This window comes from Pseudomonas sp. R3-57, from assembly GCF_051132065.1.
Lineage (GTDB): Bacteria > Pseudomonadota > Gammaproteobacteria > Pseudomonadales > Pseudomonadaceae > Aquipseudomonas.
In genome coordinates, this window is sequence record NZ_CP071655.1 from 4,060,553 (window position 1) to 4,077,246 (window position 16,694).

Annotated in this window: 14 protein-coding genes and 2 pseudogenes; 13 read left to right on the forward strand and 3 right to left on the reverse strand. The window is 55.7% G+C overall.

Features of this window, described 5'->3' with window-relative positions; all coding sequences use genetic code 11:
* Window positions 1–71: 71 nt before the first annotated feature.
* Window positions 72–959 carry an alpha/beta fold hydrolase gene (locus J3P93_RS18215; RefSeq protein WP_434590401.1) on the forward strand — a complete coding sequence of 296 codons (888 nt, stop codon included), beginning with the start codon at window positions 72–74 and terminating at the stop codon, window positions 957–959.
* On the opposite strand, the gene J3P93_RS18220 is transcribed toward J3P93_RS18215, so the two are convergent.
* The gene (locus tag J3P93_RS18220; RefSeq protein WP_434590404.1) at window positions 928–1,911 is read right to left on the reverse strand and encodes a GlxA family transcriptional regulator; all 984 of its coding nucleotides are present in this window, start codon (window positions 1,909–1,911) and stop codon (window positions 928–930) included. The genes J3P93_RS18215 and J3P93_RS18220 overlap by 32 nt on opposite strands.
* Window positions 1,912–2,001: 90 nt before the next feature.
* On the opposite strand from J3P93_RS18220, the gene inhA reads away from it, so the two are divergent.
* From inhA to J3P93_RS18260, 8 genes and pseudogenes are all read left to right on the forward strand, one after another.
* Complete coding sequence (inhA, locus tag J3P93_RS18225; RefSeq protein ID WP_434590406.1) at window positions 2,002–2,688, forward strand: isonitrile hydratase; 687 nt, start codon at window positions 2,002–2,004, stop codon at window positions 2,686–2,688.
* 351 nt (window positions 2,689–3,039) lie between these two features.
* Complete coding sequence (locus J3P93_RS18230) at window positions 3,040–4,605, forward strand: methyl-accepting chemotaxis protein (protein WP_434590409.1); 1,566 nt, start codon at window positions 3,040–3,042, stop codon at window positions 4,603–4,605.
* Window positions 4,606–5,277: 672 nt separating this feature from the next.
* Window positions 5,278–6,114 carry an asparagine synthase-related protein gene (locus J3P93_RS18235; RefSeq protein ID WP_434590412.1) on the forward strand — a complete coding sequence of 279 codons (837 nt, stop codon included), beginning with the start codon at window positions 5,278–5,280 and terminating at the stop codon, window positions 6,112–6,114.
* Window positions 6,115–6,410: 296 nt separating this feature from the next.
* Window positions 6,411–6,701 carry a hypothetical protein gene (locus J3P93_RS18240; RefSeq protein WP_434590414.1) on the forward strand — a complete coding sequence of 97 codons (291 nt, stop codon included), beginning with the start codon at window positions 6,411–6,413 and terminating at the stop codon, window positions 6,699–6,701.
* Window positions 6,702–6,716: 15 nt separating this feature from the next.
* Window positions 6,717–7,397 carry a lasso peptide biosynthesis B2 protein gene (locus J3P93_RS18245; RefSeq protein WP_434590417.1) on the forward strand — a complete coding sequence of 227 codons (681 nt, stop codon included), beginning with the start codon at window positions 6,717–6,719 and terminating at the stop codon, window positions 7,395–7,397.
* A 33-nt stretch (window positions 7,398–7,430) separates the two neighbouring features.
* Entirely contained in the window at window positions 7,431–9,065 is a 1,635-nt protein-coding gene (locus J3P93_RS18250) for an ATP-binding cassette domain-containing protein (protein WP_434590420.1), read from the forward strand.
* 387 nt (window positions 9,066–9,452) lie between these two features.
* A pseudogene (locus tag J3P93_RS18255) lies at window positions 9,453–9,636 on the forward strand (methyl-accepting chemotaxis protein); the annotation flags it as partial.
* Window positions 9,637–9,825: 189 nt separating this feature from the next.
* Window positions 9,826–10,524 carry a hypothetical protein gene (locus tag J3P93_RS18260; protein ID WP_434590423.1) on the forward strand — a complete coding sequence of 233 codons (699 nt, stop codon included), beginning with the start codon at window positions 9,826–9,828 and terminating at the stop codon, window positions 10,522–10,524.
* Between the two features lie 223 nt (window positions 10,525–10,747).
* On the opposite strand, the pseudogene J3P93_RS18265 reads toward J3P93_RS18260, so the two are convergent.
* A pseudogene (locus tag J3P93_RS18265) lies at window positions 10,748–11,112 on the reverse strand (DUF6124 family protein).
* Between the two features lie 1,519 nt (window positions 11,113–12,631).
* On the reverse strand, window positions 12,632–13,312 hold the full coding sequence (locus J3P93_RS18270; RefSeq protein ID WP_434590426.1) for an alpha/beta family hydrolase: 681 nt from the start codon (window positions 13,310–13,312) through the stop codon (window positions 12,632–12,634).
* 92 nt (window positions 13,313–13,404) lie between these two features.
* On the opposite strand from J3P93_RS18270, the gene ccoN reads away from it, so the two are divergent.
* From ccoN to ccoP, 4 genes are read left to right on the forward strand one after another with little or no spacing between them, the layout of a single operon-like run.
* Window positions 13,405–14,829, forward strand: coding sequence for a cytochrome-c oxidase, cbb3-type subunit I (ccoN, locus tag J3P93_RS18275; RefSeq protein ID WP_434590429.1), 1,425 nt, complete (start codon window positions 13,405–13,407; stop codon window positions 14,827–14,829).
* A gap of 10 nt (window positions 14,830–14,839) precedes the next feature.
* Window positions 14,840–15,448, forward strand: a complete 609-nt coding sequence (gene ccoO / locus J3P93_RS18280) for a cytochrome-c oxidase, cbb3-type subunit II (protein WP_434590431.1) — start codon at window positions 14,840–14,842, stop codon at window positions 15,446–15,448.
* A gap of 3 nt (window positions 15,449–15,451) precedes the next feature.
* Window positions 15,452–15,649 (forward strand): cbb3-type cytochrome oxidase subunit 3, encoded by a 198-nt coding sequence (locus J3P93_RS18285; RefSeq protein WP_434590433.1) that lies wholly within the window; start codon window positions 15,452–15,454, stop codon window positions 15,647–15,649.
* Window positions 15,646–16,599, forward strand: a complete 954-nt coding sequence (ccoP, locus tag J3P93_RS18290; protein ID WP_434590436.1) for a cytochrome-c oxidase, cbb3-type subunit III — start codon at window positions 15,646–15,648, stop codon at window positions 16,597–16,599. Before J3P93_RS18285 ends, ccoP begins: the two co-directional genes overlap by 4 nt.
* Window positions 16,600–16,694: the final 95 nt, after the last annotated feature.

Here is a 16,694-nt window from a genome sequence, read left to right on the forward strand (position 1 = left end):
GTTGAATCGAGCCGAGCAGGCTGATCGCAGGTCCAGAATTCTTGAATGCGATTCCAACGGAGTGGTCAATCATGATCGAGACCGTGCTTACCCCAACCCTGACCATCGCCTACGAACAGCACGGACCGGCCGCCGGTGCGGCGGTGGTTCTGCTACACGGCTTCCCGTACTCTCCGCGCGCCTATGACGAAGTCGCTCCGGCACTTGCCGCACAAGGCTATCGCGTCATCGTGCCGTATTTGCGCGGTTATGGGCCGACCCGGTTCAACAACGAGCAAACGCTGCGCTCTGGCCAGCAAGCCGCCATGGCGCAAGACCTGCTCGATCTGATGGATGCGCTGGGCATCGAGCAGACGATGCTGTGCGGTTACGATTGGGGCGGTCGGGCGGCGTGCATTGTCGCCGCGCTTTTTCCGGCACGCGTGAGCGGGTTAGTCACCGGCGATGGCTATCTATTGCAGGACATCGCCCATGCGACTCAGCCGTTGGACCCGGAAGACGAGCATCGGCTCTGGTATCAGTATTATTTCCACACGCCGCGTGGCGCCGAAGGTCTCAAGCAAAATCGTCGAGAGCTCTGTCAGTTGCTCTGGCGGCTGTGGTCGCCGACGTGGTCGCGACGGGACGAACGCTACCCGCTGACCGCCAGCGCTTTTGATAATCCTGATTTTGTCGACGTGGCGATTCATTCCTACCGGCATCGCTTCGGCTACGCGTCGGGCGATCCGGCACTGCAATGGATGGAAGAGGCAATTGCCAGTCAGCCGGCAATCAGCGTACCGAGCATTTCGCTGTGCGGCGCCGACGATGGCGTTGGCCCGCCTTCGGTTATTGACGAAGATGCCGAGCATTTCAGCGGCTTTTATGAGCGGCGCGTATTGGCCGGCGTCGGCCACAACATTCCCGAGGAAGCGCCGCAGCAAACGCTCAAGGCAATACTGGATCTGTTGCAGCGCTGACTGAAAAGCGCTCGCGATAGGCCTGCGGCGTGATGCCAATGGCGCGCAGAAAACTACGGCGCAACGTTTCTTCACTGCCAAACCCGCAATGGGCGGCGATGCGTTTCACTGGCAAGCCGCTGTCGCTGAGCAACCGTCGTGCGGTTTCGACGCGGATCAGTTCAATGGCGCGGGCCGGGGTCTGGCCGGTGTCGGCGCGGTAGTGGCGCACGAAGCTGCGTTCGCTCATGCCGGCCTGTTCGGCGAGGGTCGGGATGCCGAGGTCGCAGGTGAGGTGTTCGGCGATCCACGCGTGCAACTCATCAAAGCGATTGCCCTGGTTTTGCAACGACAGCGTCACGCTGAATTGCGATTGCCCGCCCGGGCGCTTGAGAAACACCACCAGATGCCGGGCGACGTCGAGGGCGATGTCGCGGCCAAGGTCTTCTTCGACCATCGCCAGCGCCAGATCGATACCGGCGGTGACCCCGGCCGAGGTCCAGACCGGGCCGTCGTTAATGAAGATCGGGTTGGCCTCCACGTGCAGATTCGGATGCTGCTGCGCCAGTTGCTCGCAGCGCGTCCAGTGGGTTACCACGCGGCGGCCGTCGAGCCAGCCGCTGGCCGCGAGCAGAAAGGCACCGGTACACACCGAAGCCACTCGCCGGCACTGATTACCGTGCTGGCGCACCCAGTCGACCAGTTGCAGATCCTCAGCAGCCGGATAGATGCCCCAACCACCGGCAATGATCAAAGTATCGCTGGGCTCGCTCGGCAACGGTTCGGCCAACACCGCCAAACCCGCCGACGACATCACCGCCCCACCGCCGCTGGCAATCACCGTTGGCGCATAGGGCTCCGGCAACCCGCGCTGGCGGGCCAGATCGTTCGCCGAGGCAAACACCTGCAACGGCCCGGTGACGTCGAGGATCTGCATGTTGGCAAACGCGAGGACGTGAATGGCTTTAGGCATATTGGCGTAATTCGTGGGGTGATTGGCGTATGCGCCAGAAACTACGCGCCTACAGTGAAGCCGTCCAGTCCTATCATGAGAGTAAGCACGATGACTTTGCAGATCGGTTTTCTGTTGTTTCCACAGGTTCAGCAACTCGACCTGACCGGCCCTTACGACGTACTCGCCTCCCTGCCGGGCGTGCAGGTGCATCTGATCTGGAAGGATTTGATGCCGGTCACCGCCAGCACCGGACTGCTGCTGAAACCGACCACTACGTTCGAGGATTGCCCGGATCTGGATGTGATCTGCGTGCCCGGCGGTGGCGGCGTCGGGCCGTTGATGGAAGATGAGCAAACCTTGAATTTCATCAAACGCCAGGCAGCGCAGGCGCGTTACGTGACCTCCGTTTGCACCGGTTCGCTGGTGCTCGGCGCGGCAGGCCTGCTGCAAGGCAAACGCGCGACCACGCATTGGGCGTATCACGACCTGCTGCCGACACTGGGCGCGATTGCGGTGAAGGATCGGGTGGTGCGCGACGGCAATCTGTTTACCGGTGGCGGGATCACTGCGGGGATCGATTTTGCCCTGGTGCTGGCGGCGGAACTGATGGATGCGGACACGGCGCAACTGGTGCAGTTGCAGCTGGAATATGCGCCGGCACCGCCGTTCAACTCCGGCAGCCCCGAAAGTGCGCCGAGTGCGATCGTCGATGAAGCCCGCCTGCGCGCCGCGCCTTCGTTGAAGCTGCGCACGGAAATCACCGAGCGCGCAGCAGCGAAACTCAACATGCGCTGATCCTTCAGCCCAACACCATTCCCTGTAGGAGTGAGCCTGCTCGCGATGGCGGTGTGTCAGTCAATATAAATGTGGCCGACATACCGCCATCGCGAGCAGGCTCACTCTTACAGGGGACCGCGGTTGATCGTGATTGGGGGCTGTGCCCGGTTATCGCCGCATCTCCATGCACTCGCCCCGCCCCGTGTAAAAAATCCCTCGAGAAAACGCGCCGCGGATCGTCAATGCATATCCGATGCTGGCCAAGTGACGCAAGCGCCGTTTTGCGACGCCGTACTTAAATCTGAAAAAAAACTTCAATAAAAACCTGTCAGCGCCGACAACCTTTCAAAGCCTTGCGGATTGAACAACATGCGTAATAACCAGCCCATCACACAACGCGAACGGACTTTTCCGGCACAGCAACGGTTGATTTCCACAACCGACGCCAAGGGCGTGATCACCTACTGCAACGACGCTTTCGTCGAAATCAGCGGGTTTTCGCGTGAGGAGCTGATCCGTGCGCCGCACAATCTGGTCCGTCACCCTGACGTACCGTCGGCGGTGTTCTCGCACATGTGGGGCACATTGAAACAAGGCTTGCCATGGATGGGCATTGTCAAGAATCGCTGCAAATCCGGTGACCACTATTGGGTTAACGCCTACGTTACACCGGTGTTTGATGGCAGCCAGGTGGTCGGTTACGAGTCGGTGCGCGTCAAGCCCACCGCCGAACAGATCCGCCGTGCCGAAGCGCTCTACCAACGCATCAACCAGGGCAAGTCGGCGATTCCTTCAACGGACAAATGGCTGCCGATCCTGCAGGACTGGCTGCCGTTCATTCTGGTCAGCCAGTTGAGTTTCATGATCGGCGCGACCCTGACCTCGCAGTGGGGCTTCGCCCTCGCCGCCGCGCTGTCGGTGCCACTGGGCCTGATGGGCCTGCAATGGCAGCAACGCGGGCTCAAGCGCCTGCTGCGCCTGGCCGAGCAGACCACCTCCGACCCGCTGATCGCGCAGATGTACACCGACAGCCGTGGCGCACAAGCGCGTCTGGAGATGTCGATTCTCAGCCAGGAAGCGCGCCTGAAAACCTGCCTGACCCGCCTGCAGGACACCGCCGAACACCTGACCGATCAGGCCAAGCAGTCCGACGCCCTGGCGCACAACAGCTCGACCGGCCTGGAACGTCAGCGCGTGGAAACCGAACAGGTCGCCACCGCCGTCAACCAGATGGCCGCCACCACCCAGGAAGTCGCCAGCCACGTACAACGCACCGCTGACGCTACCCAGGAAGCCAACCGCCTGACCGGCCGTGGCCGCGACATCGCCGGGGAAACCCGCGAAGCCATCCAGCGCCTGTCGGTGGTCGTCGGCGAAACCGGCCTGACCGTGACGCAACTGGCCAAGGACAGCGACGAAATCGGCGGTGTGGTCGACGTGATCAAAGGCATCGCCGACCAGACCAACCTGCTCGCTCTCAACGCCGCGATCGAAGCGGCGCGTGCCGGCGAGATGGGTCGCGGATTCGCCGTGGTGGCTGACGAAGTACGTCAACTGGCGCAGCGCACCAGCGAATCGACCGGCCAGATTCATGCGCTGATCGCCAAGCTGCAGCAGACCGCCTCCAGCGCCGTGCAAACCATGGAAGCCGGGCACCGCCAGGCCGAAGAAGGTGTCGCGCGGGTACTGGAAGCGGATCAGGCACTGGTCGGCATCAGCGAAGCAGTGGCCAACATCACCGACATGACCACCCAGATCGCTGCGGCAACCGAAGAGCAAAGTGCGGTGGCTGAAGAGATCAGCCGCAACATCAGCAACATCTCGGAACTGGCGGACCAGACCTCTGAACAGGCGCATAACTCGGCGTTGCTGAGTGAAGAGCTGACCAAGACGGCGAATACCCAGTATTCGTTGGTGGAGCGGTTCAACCGCTGACTGCAAGGCTGGAATGAAGAACCCGGACGGCGTGAGCTTCCGGGTTTTTTTATTGCCTGTATGAAAGGGCAGACCGCTTTCGCAACAGGCGCTGGTCATGCAGGAATATCGACGATCAAGTCACTTCGCGCTAGGCGTTTAAGATCCACCCAAAATACGTTTAAAACACGCACCGCATCACCACCTGAAGCCTACAGACCCTCTCGCCATTACCTACAACAACGACAGAATCCGCTGGCTTGTACGCCTGGCGCATGGGCTCTATCGTGACCTTGTTCCATAAATCCGCAAAAGGATTTGCAGAATAGGTTTCCTTAGAGGAATGCCTATTCAAAAGAATGTTTCTTATATCTACCCCCGTTACTCAATATGTAATTCTCAAAAATCATCCACAGCTTATTCAGGCATTTAACTTAGAAGAGGATTGGATCATGTTAAAAAGAAACAAGTACGTCACTCTCGATAAAACAAGCCGCCCTTTGATGTTCAAAGCGACCCCAACGATAAATGGCTACGGTGGAGGCTGCGTCCTGGAAGGCAAATACTTCATTTTTCGGCCAGATTGCGGCGGCCCTAGAATTCCAAGCCCGAGGTAACTCCCAAACGTCATTATTGAGCGCCCCTACGGGCGCTGAATAATCCGTCCAGCTCACATAAAGCCAAGGAGTGGCCATGAACAACGAAGGAAAGCGTTATCAAGCGCATAACCCTAATTCAGCACCGCAATACCCCACCGCAGAAAAAATAGTGCACGTGAATCCCTTATCATCCTGCAAGTTGATGATAATCGACAATAGTATCGGCAGAATTGTGAGCGATAATTTCGAGCAATCAATATTCAACAAAGAACCGGACAGGTATCAAATAATTCACCAACTTACCCGAGACGAACCTGTCTTAATGCCGACCTATTGGCCAGGGTTCATAATGCTCCCACCCTCCCATACCTACACATACGATACCATATCAAAGACCAGCACCATTGAGACCAACCTCACCCGCCTTCAAGACCAACATCTAGTCGCAAATCAAGACCCTTTTGAATTGATAATTGATTACATCGCCAAAGAACATATTAAAAACAAACATGAAAAGCTTGTAGTACGTTTCTCGGGAGGCGTCGATTCAACGTGTTTACTACTTGCAGCGATCGAAGTCGCTGGGAAAGATCACGTTACCGCCATCACTTGGTTCGACGAAAAATGTAGTGCAAATAACGATAAAAACACAGCCACCGCTTTATGCAAAACACTTCAAGTAAACCACATATTGTTCAAGCTCGAACCAGAAGACTTCTTCCAGGAAGTGAGTCCGACTGATTATTTCCATATCAACTCCAGCATGGCTTCAGAGCAGGTATTCAAGAAAGAAAGAGACTTTATCCTCTCCCAACTAGGAGACGAATTCATTGTATTGGATGGGCATGGAGGTGATCATTTGTTTTTGACCCCGTCCCCTCCGCTGCATTCCAACATCCAATTAGTAAAAAGAGATTTTTCAAGGGTTTAAATATAGCTGCAACAATCTCCAGACTGACAGGGTCAAACTTCTACCAAACCCTTACTCAACACAGGCGACTACAAAATAACGAGACTGATCAGTTAACTTATTTTTTCAACACGAAGTTTTTGCCGCGAAGGGGTGCAGAAAAATCCAAGAGTCTAGCCGAGGAACATGTACAAGCTATAGCACAGGCCGTTTTCCAGAATTCGATGAGTTCGACCCTTAACAAGTCCGGCAACATAATTTTTCCATTCACAAGCCAGAAAATCATTGAATATGCACTTACACAAGACCCATACAGCATGTTCGATGAAAGTGAAACCAGACTACCATTAAAGCGAGCCTTCAGAAAAAAACATCCAGACATACTACTTCGACGTGACAAGGGGCATATAACAGGCGCCTATCAAAAAGCATTAAAATTTCATCAAAAAGACATCATAAGCAAGCTTCGCAGCAATTGGATGAACCAAGAAAATATAATTAACATGCCCAACATAGAAAACTCTATAAATCGCTCAGCAATGGGATTTGGAGGCGTCGAAAAAAATCTGCTGAACATCATATGCACTTCATTAATTAAAAACCTTTAAAAGAGAAAAGGCAAAATGGATTTTACTTTTCAGCCCCACGCACACGCCATCTTGATAGACAATCAACTTGTTGTCCTTGATGAAAAGCGCGACACCTACTTGATTTTTAACGAATCACAAACCACGACACTGACTAACGGCGACAAGGACTGCGCTGAATACAACGAGATTCGACACGAACTCACCTCTCTAAACATCATCACCGATACTATTGACAACGCTACCCCTTTAACAAAAGCGAATGATGACTATGAAGGTATTGATAATTATACGTGGGGAATAAAAAGGCAAAACCCTCGTCAACCCTTTAAATTGCTACCGACAATGCGGGCATGCCTGGATCTCCTGCATTTAAAGCTAACAATCGCATTCGGTGGCCTGGAAACCTGCCTGGCTAGCATGAGAGCCTCAAAAAAAGCTCTATCAGGAAGCCCTTTATCAGCGTGGCATGAAAGTATTGAAAGCTATGCGCAAGGGATTCGTATCGCTTCACTTGTATTGCCATTTAAGGTCAAGTGCCTCGAATCTTCTGTCTGCCTTTTCAAACACGCCATGAGAAACAATAAAGACTGTGACTTCTTTATTGGCGTTCAGTTATATGATTTCCTTTCGCACGCCTGGGTTGAAATAAATGGAAAAGTCATTGCCGATGATCCACACCTATCACGCAAGCCCCCTAAAATACTAACAATATAAGGCTGCTCAAAAATGAACTGGCTACATCAATACATGAAGATTTTTAAAATCATATCAAAAAACTATCGCTGGTTCACAGCCAGCTTTATCGGAATATCAGCAATATTTCTCCTCTGCAGTGCCCTAAACTCCCTTCTTCCGGTTATATTGAGAAATGCTGCCAACTCCATTCATGAATCAAATAGCACGCAAACCCGGTTTCTGTTTTTTGCAGCATCTTATTCGATCATATGGACTCTTTCGCAGGTTCTTTCGAATATACGTGGAATATTATCAGCCTGGATACTTGCAAAATGCGACACTACAATCTACGAATCAATCATTAACAGGATTTTTCAATATCCATATAAAAAACAAAAAAACCTGGACCCAGGATTTATTGTAGCCGACATAAACAGATCCGCCAGCAGTTTCAGCATGATAACCATAGGCGTATTCTGGACAATTGCTCCTATCATTGTCGAAATCATCATCGCCATAAGTGTGCTGTACGCGATCATGGGCCCCGCCTACGCATTCTTGTTCCTCCTCTCCTCCTTAATACTTATATGCATATCGATTTACGTCGCCAAGTCAAGCTCCAGCATTCATCGAGAATTATATGAGGCAGACGCCAAACTATCCAGCTATACAGTCGAAAGACTTGGCCGCACTTACGACATAAGGCTCAATAGTACCCAACTTAAGGAGCGTCATGCAGGAAAAAACTTTTTTGACAACTATGTCAAGACAATCAGAAAAGCCAATCTTCATATGGGCATTCGCATCGCCGCCCAAGGATTAGCAATTGGAGTTGTTTTGGCTTTTTTTGTGATCTTGGCAGGAGTTAATTATAATTCAACATTTACCCCAGGTGATTTCATCATGATCACCGGCTACATTACAATGTTCACGATGCAATTACATCTAATGTCTGGAACATTGATAAATCTTCAGGGACACCTCGTCTCCCTGGCTGACGGCGTTAAATATATCGAAGAAGAAACCTATATCTCGCATTACCCGAGCACCTCTCACACCGAACAAGGCTTCGTTCTTAGAGACCTATCACTTACCAAGGAAAATAACGTTATATTTTCCAGAATCAACTATCAATTCAAACAAGGTGTAAATATTATATCAGGCAGTTCTGGCGCAGGAAAAACAACACTCATCAATACGCTTTTAGGTCTCGAAGAAAACTACACTGGAGCGATACATTATAGAGGACACTTGATAAACGAGGCCATGAGCGAATTCATACTCTCTGAGGTTTCCGTTGCACCACAGCAACCTATCCTCATAGCTGGCACCTTTAAAGACAACCTGCTTTATGGAGCAAAAAATGTCTCCTCGCAAAAGCTAAGATGGGTTATTGAACTTCTGGGATTTTCAAAAGACGACTCTGAAACAGAAAAATTATTGAATACCGTGATAGGCGCCGCGAACAGCGAACTCAGCGGGGGAGAAAAACAACGAATTGCTATTGGCCGAGCGATTCTAAGAGATAACCGTACGTTAATACTAGACGAGCCGACCTCTTCACTTGACGAGATAACCGCTCACAAAATCATTGATTGGCTTGTCGCCAACATACCTTGCTTAATAATTGTCACTCATGATGCTGGTTTGAAAAAGAAATACGGCGTGGCAATAGAGCTGAGCGAACATTACCCTCAGAGCACTTAGCCGCTCAGCGTGTTCCCCCGCCCGCGATGAGTGCTATCGGACCGGCCAGCATGAATACAGCCTCCACCCAAAAACCCGCAACACAGCAAGTTCGCGATGTAGTGACATTCCTTGATGTTCGGCAAGCCGCGCGTGATGGGCAAAAAGTGTTCGATAAATTCGTGATCACTGGCAGGCTACCTATTACAAGATAGGCCTGGATGCCAGGCCATATCGGCCAAGGCCGAAAGCAAGCGAGATTTACAGCTCAGACGGCGTGATCGCCACAGGTTAAGAACATCGTAAGTTTCCATAGCCCCAATCACTTTAAAATTGGCCAAAGGCAACAATCTTTTAGTTCCAAAAGCCCGGAAAGCGAAAGCTTCAGGGCTTTTTACTATCCGCTATAACGTCGTCGCTGACGAAGTGCGCCAACTGGCGCAACGCACAAGCGAATCCACCGGCAAGATTCACGCTGATCGCCAAGCTGCAACAGACCGCCTCCAGCGCCGTGCAAACCATGGAAGCCGGGCATCGCCAGGCCGAAGAAGGTGTGGCACGGGTACTGGAAGCGGATCAGGCACTGGTCGGCACCGATCCCCTGTAGGAGTGAGCCTGCTCGCGATGAGGCCTTGTATGCCTCACAGGATCATCACTCCATGTCCAGTCGCTTCGGAGCATTCTCAAGGAGGATAGTGGCACATTAATATGCATTACCCCTTCAGAATTCCTGCATGCGGACGACAACCTCCGCAAATCCGTTCCTTGTTGTGAGTCCTTCATGAAGAAGTTCGCTGTCCTGATGTTCGCCGTTCTGTGCCTGGCCGGATGCGCCAACCAGAAATTCAAGCCCGAATACCGTACCCAGATCCACACCGTGAAAATCCTCCCGGTGTCATGGAAACCGCGGGAAATGAGCTATATGGGCCGCGAACAAGCATGGGGCGCCGCCATTGGCGCAGGCGTCGGCACCGGCGTAGGTCTGGCGGCGGGCGCTGGCAAAATCGGTACGGCGGCACTCGGCGGTGCCGGTTTTGCCGCTGGTTTGAAGGCCGGCGACCTGGCCTCCATGTCGACCGTCGATGCGATCCTGTACAACATGGAAACCGCCAACATCAACCTCGGCGACCTGGTGAAAAAGAGCTTCGAAGAAAAACTCGCCGCCAGCGGCCGCTTCAAAATCGTCGGCGACAACGAACCGGCGGACGCGCAGATTGAACTGACCGTATTCAACTGGGGCTTCGCCCTGACCCAGGGATTCAGCAGCGTGGTTTACCCGACCATCGCGGTCAACGGCGTGATGAAGCGCGGCGACGAGTTGATCTGGCAGCGCAACGAGCCGATCACCGCGTTTAACGGCGCCAATACCTACGGCTATGAGCCACTGCGCTATCGCACCGAACCGGAACTGGTACGCACCGCGTTGACCGGTGTTTCGCAGATCGTCGGCGACTATCTGGTCAAGGATTTGAACGAGTAAGGGTGATGGCGCTGCGCTGAGCTGCGCCACACGCAATTCCCCACGCTGCTGGCCCGCTATTTCCTCAATGCCGACAACCAGGTCACCGACGGAGTCTGGCAAGCCGCCATCGCGAGCAGGCTCCCTCCCACTTTGGAACTGATCGGCATCACATTTTCCTGTACGACGACAATCCCCTGTGGGAGCGAGCCTGCTCGCGATGAGGCCATTACAGCCAGCGAAATTATTGAGGCAACTTCAGCTTATCCAGCAGTCGATTGACCAACAGTTCGTTGAGCATGATCACCTGTTCAGCGCCAGCAGTGGTTTACGCTCCGGGCCGCCTATCGAGTGGGCGATGTTGCCGGCCATCGCATGAGCATATGAAAGCGACGCACTCGCCTCTACCAGCAGGGTTTCGTCATCCAGCGTCGGGTCGACGAGATAGACCGGGCGGTTTTTCGGCGAGTTTGACGCAGCCGCCAGGTCTTCGGGGTTGAGGTAGTAATCGAGGGCGCGGTCGGTGGCTTCTTTGATCCTTTGCGGGGTCAGCGCTGGGTCGTGGGGGATTTGGTCGGTGACGGGTGGGTTGGGTGTGATTTTGAACATGGATGAAACTCCTATCGCAGTTTAGGAAGCCATCACGCTCGCTACCAAACGAGTGGGTGGTGGCCATACGCGGGTTGGTAGACCGGCTGCAATAGGAACCCGGCGCTCATGAATGAGCCCCACGCATGACCACCATAAATCGAGCCTCGATAGAGAAGCTTCAATCAGGTGTCGCCACACGGCTATTACAGACGGGCTACCAAACCCGATCACTGATTTGCAGTGACAGACAAACGATATAGCCCGCCCTATAGCCGTGTAAGCCGGCGGATTCTGGAGTACGCGTAGGCAACGGCGCAAGGAGTTGTAGCCGTTATGGCGTAACGGCTCGTGTAGTTTAAACGCGGGCATCCGATGATGTTTAAGTGCTGGGATCACCTCTGACAGGCTGGTTGGTTTGATGTCGTTTGAAGGAGAGCTTTCGCGAGCAGGCTCGCACATTCGGACCGGGTACATCAGTGGGGGATTGGTCGGCTCGCAGGTCGCCATCGCTGGCAAGCCAGCTCCCACAGGGATTGAGTCCAGCCGGTAGACAATCGTCGGTTGTCAGGGCGTCATCGCGAGCAGGCTCACTCCTACAGTTGGATTGGGTACATCAGTGGGGGATTGGTCGGCTCGCAGGTCGCCATCGCTGGCAAGCCAGCTCCCACAGGGATTGAGTCCAGCCGGTAGACAATCGTCGGTTGTCAGGGCGTTATCGCGAGCAGGCTCACTCCTACAGTTGGATTGGGTACATCAGTGGGGATTGGTCGGCTCGGAGGTCGCCATCGCTGGAAAGCCAGCTCCCACAGGGATTGAGTCCAGCCGGTAGATAATCGTCGGTTGTCAGGGCGTCATCGCGAGCAGGCTCACTCCTACAGTTGGATTGGGTACATCCGTGGGGGATTGGTCGGCTCGGAGGTCTCCATCGCTGGCAAGCCAGCTCCCACAGGGATTGAGTCCAGCCGGTAGATAATCGTCGGTTGTCAGGGCGTCATCGCGAGCAGGCTCACTCTGGGTACATCCGTAAGAAACAGGTCGGCTGTCAGACCGCCTTCGCGAGCAAGCTCGCTCAAAAAAGCAAAGCAGCGCAGCTGCCCGCGGCGAAGCCGCACCACTCAACAATGAGCGTTAGCTCGAGTGCTTTTGATCTTGACTCACCGGCGACGTCGGAAGGCTGAGCGGAGGGATTGATGCGGGCGTGGGAGCGCAGCGACCGTCTGGCGCAGCCAGACACAGCGGAAGGAGGTGCAGCGCAGCAAACCGTAGCCGCTGCGCCCGGATCAGTCCCGGAGCGAAGGGACCCCGAGCCTGCGAGGGGCCGGACGTAGGAGCAAGCGTTTTGGGTTACCTTTTTGGCGTTTGAAAAAGGTGACCCGCCGTCAGGGCGGAACCGTAAGCAGCCGTTACCGCAGCAACGGATATGCCCTCGAAAGCAAGATCAAAAGCGAACCCCCTCACCTCGACCCTCTCCCCCAAGGGGGCGAGGGGGAAAGGGGGCAGATCTTCATGCGGTTCAAAATTTCGGCCCGGCTCAAAATCAATTGCGGAGAAATTCAGCCACTTTCTGCGCAGCACTCGCCAAATGATCCGAATGCGCAAAGCCAGAAGCCTTGAGCGGCTTCAAATCATGGTCCCCGGAGGCCAACCAAAACACCTCAATACTTGGCGATAGGTCGTAAGCCTCGACAGCGTCCCGATTGCCGAGAGCATCCCGTTCGCCTTGCACAATCAGCGTCCGAGTCTGCAAAGAAGCCAAATGCTCAACCCGCGGCTTCTCCGGTTTCCCCGCCGCATAAAACGGATACCCCAGACACACCAACGCATCCCCACCCAACTCATTCGCCAGCAAACTGGCCATCCGCCCGCCCATTGATTTCCCGCCAACCGCCAAAACCCCAGCGACCTGGCGCCGAACAACCGCAAACACCTCCCGCCAGCACTCCAACAGTTTCGCCGCAGGATTGGGCGGCCGCTTCACACCGTCAACCCGCCGCTGCGCCATATAGGGAAACTCAAACCGCAACACGTTGACCCCAAGCCCGGCAAGGCGCCCAGCCATGTCGTTCATCCAATCGCTGTCCATCGGCGCCCCCGCCCCATGCGCCAGGATCAACGTCGTCGAAGCCTCACCCACAGCGGCGTCCCACAGCCACCCATGATCACGCACACACTGCGCCCATTGATCCCCGTCAATACTGGCCTTGTGCTGTTTGTCCATGCTTGCCTCGCTTTTAGTCTGCCTATAACTCCAGGCGAAGGATTCGCGCGGTTTGCGCGCGCTCACTTCGGCTGAACCGTGGATGGGGAACCATGAACACTTCTATCAGTACCGCCTACAACTACAAGGTGGTCCGCCAATTCGCCATTATGACGGTGGTGTGGGGCATCGTCGGCATGGGCCTCGGGGTTTTTCTCGCGGCGCAATTGGTCTGGCCGCAACTCAACTTCGATTTGCCCTGGACCAGTTTCGGTCGCCTGCGCCCGCTGCACACCAACGCGGTGATCTTCGCTTTCGGTGGCTGTGCATTGTTCGCCAGTTCGTTCTACTCGGTGCAACGCACCTGTCAGACGCAACTGTTTGCACCGAAAATCGCCGCGTTCTGCTTCTGGGGCTGGCAACTGGTGATCCTGCTGGCGGCGATCAGCCTGCCGCTGGGTTACACCAGTTCCAAGGAATACGCCGAGCTGGAATGGCCAATTGACATCTTGATCACCATCGTCTGGGTCGCCTACGCCATCGTGTTCTTCGGCACGATCATGCAGCGCAAGACCAAGCACATTTATGTTGGCAACTGGTTCTTCGGCGCATTCATCATCACCGTGGCGATTCTGCACATCGTCAACAACCTTGAATTGCCGGTGAGTTTCACCAAGTCCTACTCGCTGTACGCCGGCGCGACCGACGCCATGGTGCAGTGGTGGTACGGCCACAACGCCGTGGGCTTCTTCCTCACCGCAGGCTTCCTCGGCATGATGTATTACTTCGTGCCGAAGCAGGCCGAGCGTCCGGTGTATTCGTATCGCCTGTCGATCGTGCACTTCTGGGCATTGATCACTCTGTACATCTGGGCCGGTCCGCACCACCTGCACTACACCGCCCTGCCGGACTGGGCGCAATCGCTGGGCATGGTGATGTCGCTGATTCTGCTGGCGCCGAGCTGGGGCGGCATGATCAACGGCATGATGACCCTCTCGGGCGCCTGGCATAAGTTGCGCAGCGACCCGATCCTGCGCTTCCTCGTGGTGTCGCTGGCGTTCTACGGCATGTCGACCTTCGAAGGGCCGATGATGGCGATCAAGACCGTCAACTCGCTTTCGCACTACACCGACTGGACCATCGGCCACGTTCACGCCGGCGCCCTCGGCTGGGTGGCGATGATTTCGATCGGCGCGCTGTACCACATGATCCCGAAAATCTTCGGCAAAGCGCAGATGCACAGCATCGGTCTGATCAACGCGCATTTCTGGCTCGCGACCATCGGCACCGTGCTGTACATCGCTTCGATGTGGGTCAACGGCATCGCCCAGGGCCTGATGTGGCGCGCGATCAACGAAGACGGCACGCTGACTTACTCCTTCGTCGAAACCCTGGTGGCCAGCCATCCGGGCTTTGTCGTGCGGCTGATTGGCGGGGCGATTTTCCTGAGCGGCATGTTGCTGATGGCTTACAACACCTGGCGCACCGTGCGGGCCTCGCAGCCTGCCGACGTCGTCGCTGCCGCGCAGATGGCCTGAGGAGTTCGCCATGAAACACGAAACGATAGAAAAGAACGTCGGCCTGCTGATGCTGCTGATGGTGTTCGCCGTGAGCATCGGCGGCCTGACCCAGATCGTCCCGCTGTTCTTCCAGGACGTCACCAACAAACCGGTGGAAGGAATGAAGCCTTACACCGCGCTGCAACTGGAAGGTCGCGACATCTATATCCGCGAAGGCTGCGTCGGTTGCCATTCGCAGATGATCCGTCCGTTCCGCGCCGAAACCGAGCGCTACGGGCACTACTCGGTGGCCGGTGAGAGCGTCTGGGATCACCCGTTCCTGTGGGGCTCGAAACGTACTGGGCCAGACCTCGCCCGGGTCGGCGCGCGCTACTCGGATGACTGGCACCGCGCGCACCTGTACAACCCGCGCAACGTCGTACCGGAGTCGAAGATGCCGGCCTACCCGTGGCTGGTCACGCAAGCGGTCGACAGCAGCCACACCGAAACCAAGCTGAACACCATGCGCACCCTCGGCGTGCCGTACACCGACGACGACATCAGCGGCGCGGTCGCCAGTCTCAAGGGCAAGACCGAAATGGACGCCCTCGTCGCCTACCTGCAAGTGCTCGGCACTGCGATCAAGAGCAAGAGGTGAGCCATGGTCATTGAAATGAGCACTGGCCTGATACGCGGCCTCGGCACGGTCGTGGTGTTCGTCGCTTTCGTTGGCCTGACATTGTGGGTATTCAACCGCAAGCGCACGCCGGAGTTTGCCGAAGCACGCCTGCTGCCGTTCGCCGACGAACCACTACCCGACACAACCCCCGCCTCTGAAACAAGGAGTACCCGGCCATGACCACCTTCTGGAGTACGTGGATCTGCGTACTGACCATTGGCAGCCTGATCGGCCTGACCTGGCTGCTGATCGGCACCCGCCGGGGCGAGACCAAAGGCAGCGTCGACCAGACCATGGGCCACAGCTTCGACGGCATCGAGGAGTACGACAACCCGCTGCCGCAGTGGTGGTTCATGCTGTTCGCCGGCACGCTGGTGTTCGCCGTAGGTTATCTGATTCTGTATCCGGGCCTGGGCAACTGGAAAGGCATCCTGCCCGGTTACGAGGATGGCTGGACCGGCGCGCATGAATGGGAAAAGGAAATGAACAAGGCCGACGCCCGCTTCGGACCGATCTTCGCCAGGTTCGCGGCGATGCCGCTGGAAGAAGTGGCCAAGGACCCGCAGGCGCTGAAAATGGGCGGCCGTCTGTTTGCCTCCAACTGCTCGGTGTGCCACGGCTCGGATGCCAAGGGCGCGTTCGGCTTCCCTAACCTCGCCGACAGTGACTGGCGCTGGGGCGGCGATGCCGAAACCATCAAGACCACCATCATGGGTGGGCGGATGGCGGCGATGCCGGCCTGGGGCGAACTGCTCGGTGAGGCCGGAGTGAAAAACGTTGCCGCCTATGTGCGCCACGAACTGGCCGGCCTGCCGCTACCCGCCGACAACAAGGCGGATCTGCAGGCCGGGCAGCAGGCGTTCAGCACCACTTGTGTGGCTTGCCACGGTGCAACCGGCCGAGGCACTGCCGCGATGGGCGCGCCGAACCTGACCCATCCGGCCGGCTTCATTTACGGCACCAGCCTGACGCAATTGGAGCAGACCATTCGCCACGGTCGCCAAGGACACATGCCAGCGCAGAACGAGTTGCTGGGCAACGACAAAGTGCAGTTGCTTGCCGCTTATGTGTACAGCCTTAGCCACAGATTGAATACAACTAAACTTGCAACTGAAGACAAAATTAAATAACTCTTGCGTACACAACCGCCGCGACTTTTCCGTCGCGGCAGTTTCCTTCCCCCTTGCGACGCATTGTCGCACCCCTTCCCACCTCACCTTTCGGT

Coding starts and splice junctions, on each gene's coding strand:
- ccoN (WP_434590429.1), top strand. CDS start 13,405: ATGAACACTTCTATCAGTACCGCCTACAACTACAAGGTGGTCCGCCAA.
- J3P93_RS18260 (WP_434590423.1), top strand. CDS start 9,826: ATGAAGAAGTTCGCTGTCCTGATGTTCGCCGTTCTGTGCCTGGCCGGA.
- ccoO (WP_434590431.1), top strand. CDS start 14,840: ATGAAACACGAAACGATAGAAAAGAACGTCGGCCTGCTGATGCTGCTG.
- inhA (WP_434590406.1), top strand. CDS start 2,002: ATGACTTTGCAGATCGGTTTTCTGTTGTTTCCACAGGTTCAGCAACTC.
- J3P93_RS18220 (WP_434590404.1), bottom strand. CDS start 1,911: ATGCCTAAAGCCATTCACGTCCTCGCGTTTGCCAACATGCAGATCCTC.
- J3P93_RS18245 (WP_434590417.1), top strand. CDS start 6,717: ATGGATTTTACTTTTCAGCCCCACGCACACGCCATCTTGATAGACAAT.
- ccoP (WP_434590436.1), top strand. CDS start 15,646: ATGACCACCTTCTGGAGTACGTGGATCTGCGTACTGACCATTGGCAGC.
- J3P93_RS18215 (WP_434590401.1), top strand. CDS start 72: ATGATCGAGACCGTGCTTACCCCAACCCTGACCATCGCCTACGAACAG.
- J3P93_RS18240 (WP_434590414.1), top strand. CDS start 6,411: ATGTTCGATGAAAGTGAAACCAGACTACCATTAAAGCGAGCCTTCAGA.
- J3P93_RS18270 (WP_434590426.1), bottom strand. CDS start 13,312: ATGGACAAACAGCACAAGGCCAGTATTGACGGGGATCAATGGGCGCAG.
- J3P93_RS18230 (WP_434590409.1), top strand. CDS start 3,040: ATGCGTAATAACCAGCCCATCACACAACGCGAACGGACTTTTCCGGCA.
- J3P93_RS18235 (WP_434590412.1), top strand. CDS start 5,278: ATGAACAACGAAGGAAAGCGTTATCAAGCGCATAACCCTAATTCAGCA.
- J3P93_RS18285 (WP_434590433.1), top strand. CDS start 15,452: ATGGTCATTGAAATGAGCACTGGCCTGATACGCGGCCTCGGCACGGTC.
- J3P93_RS18250 (WP_434590420.1), top strand. CDS start 7,431: ATGAAGATTTTTAAAATCATATCAAAAAACTATCGCTGGTTCACAGCC.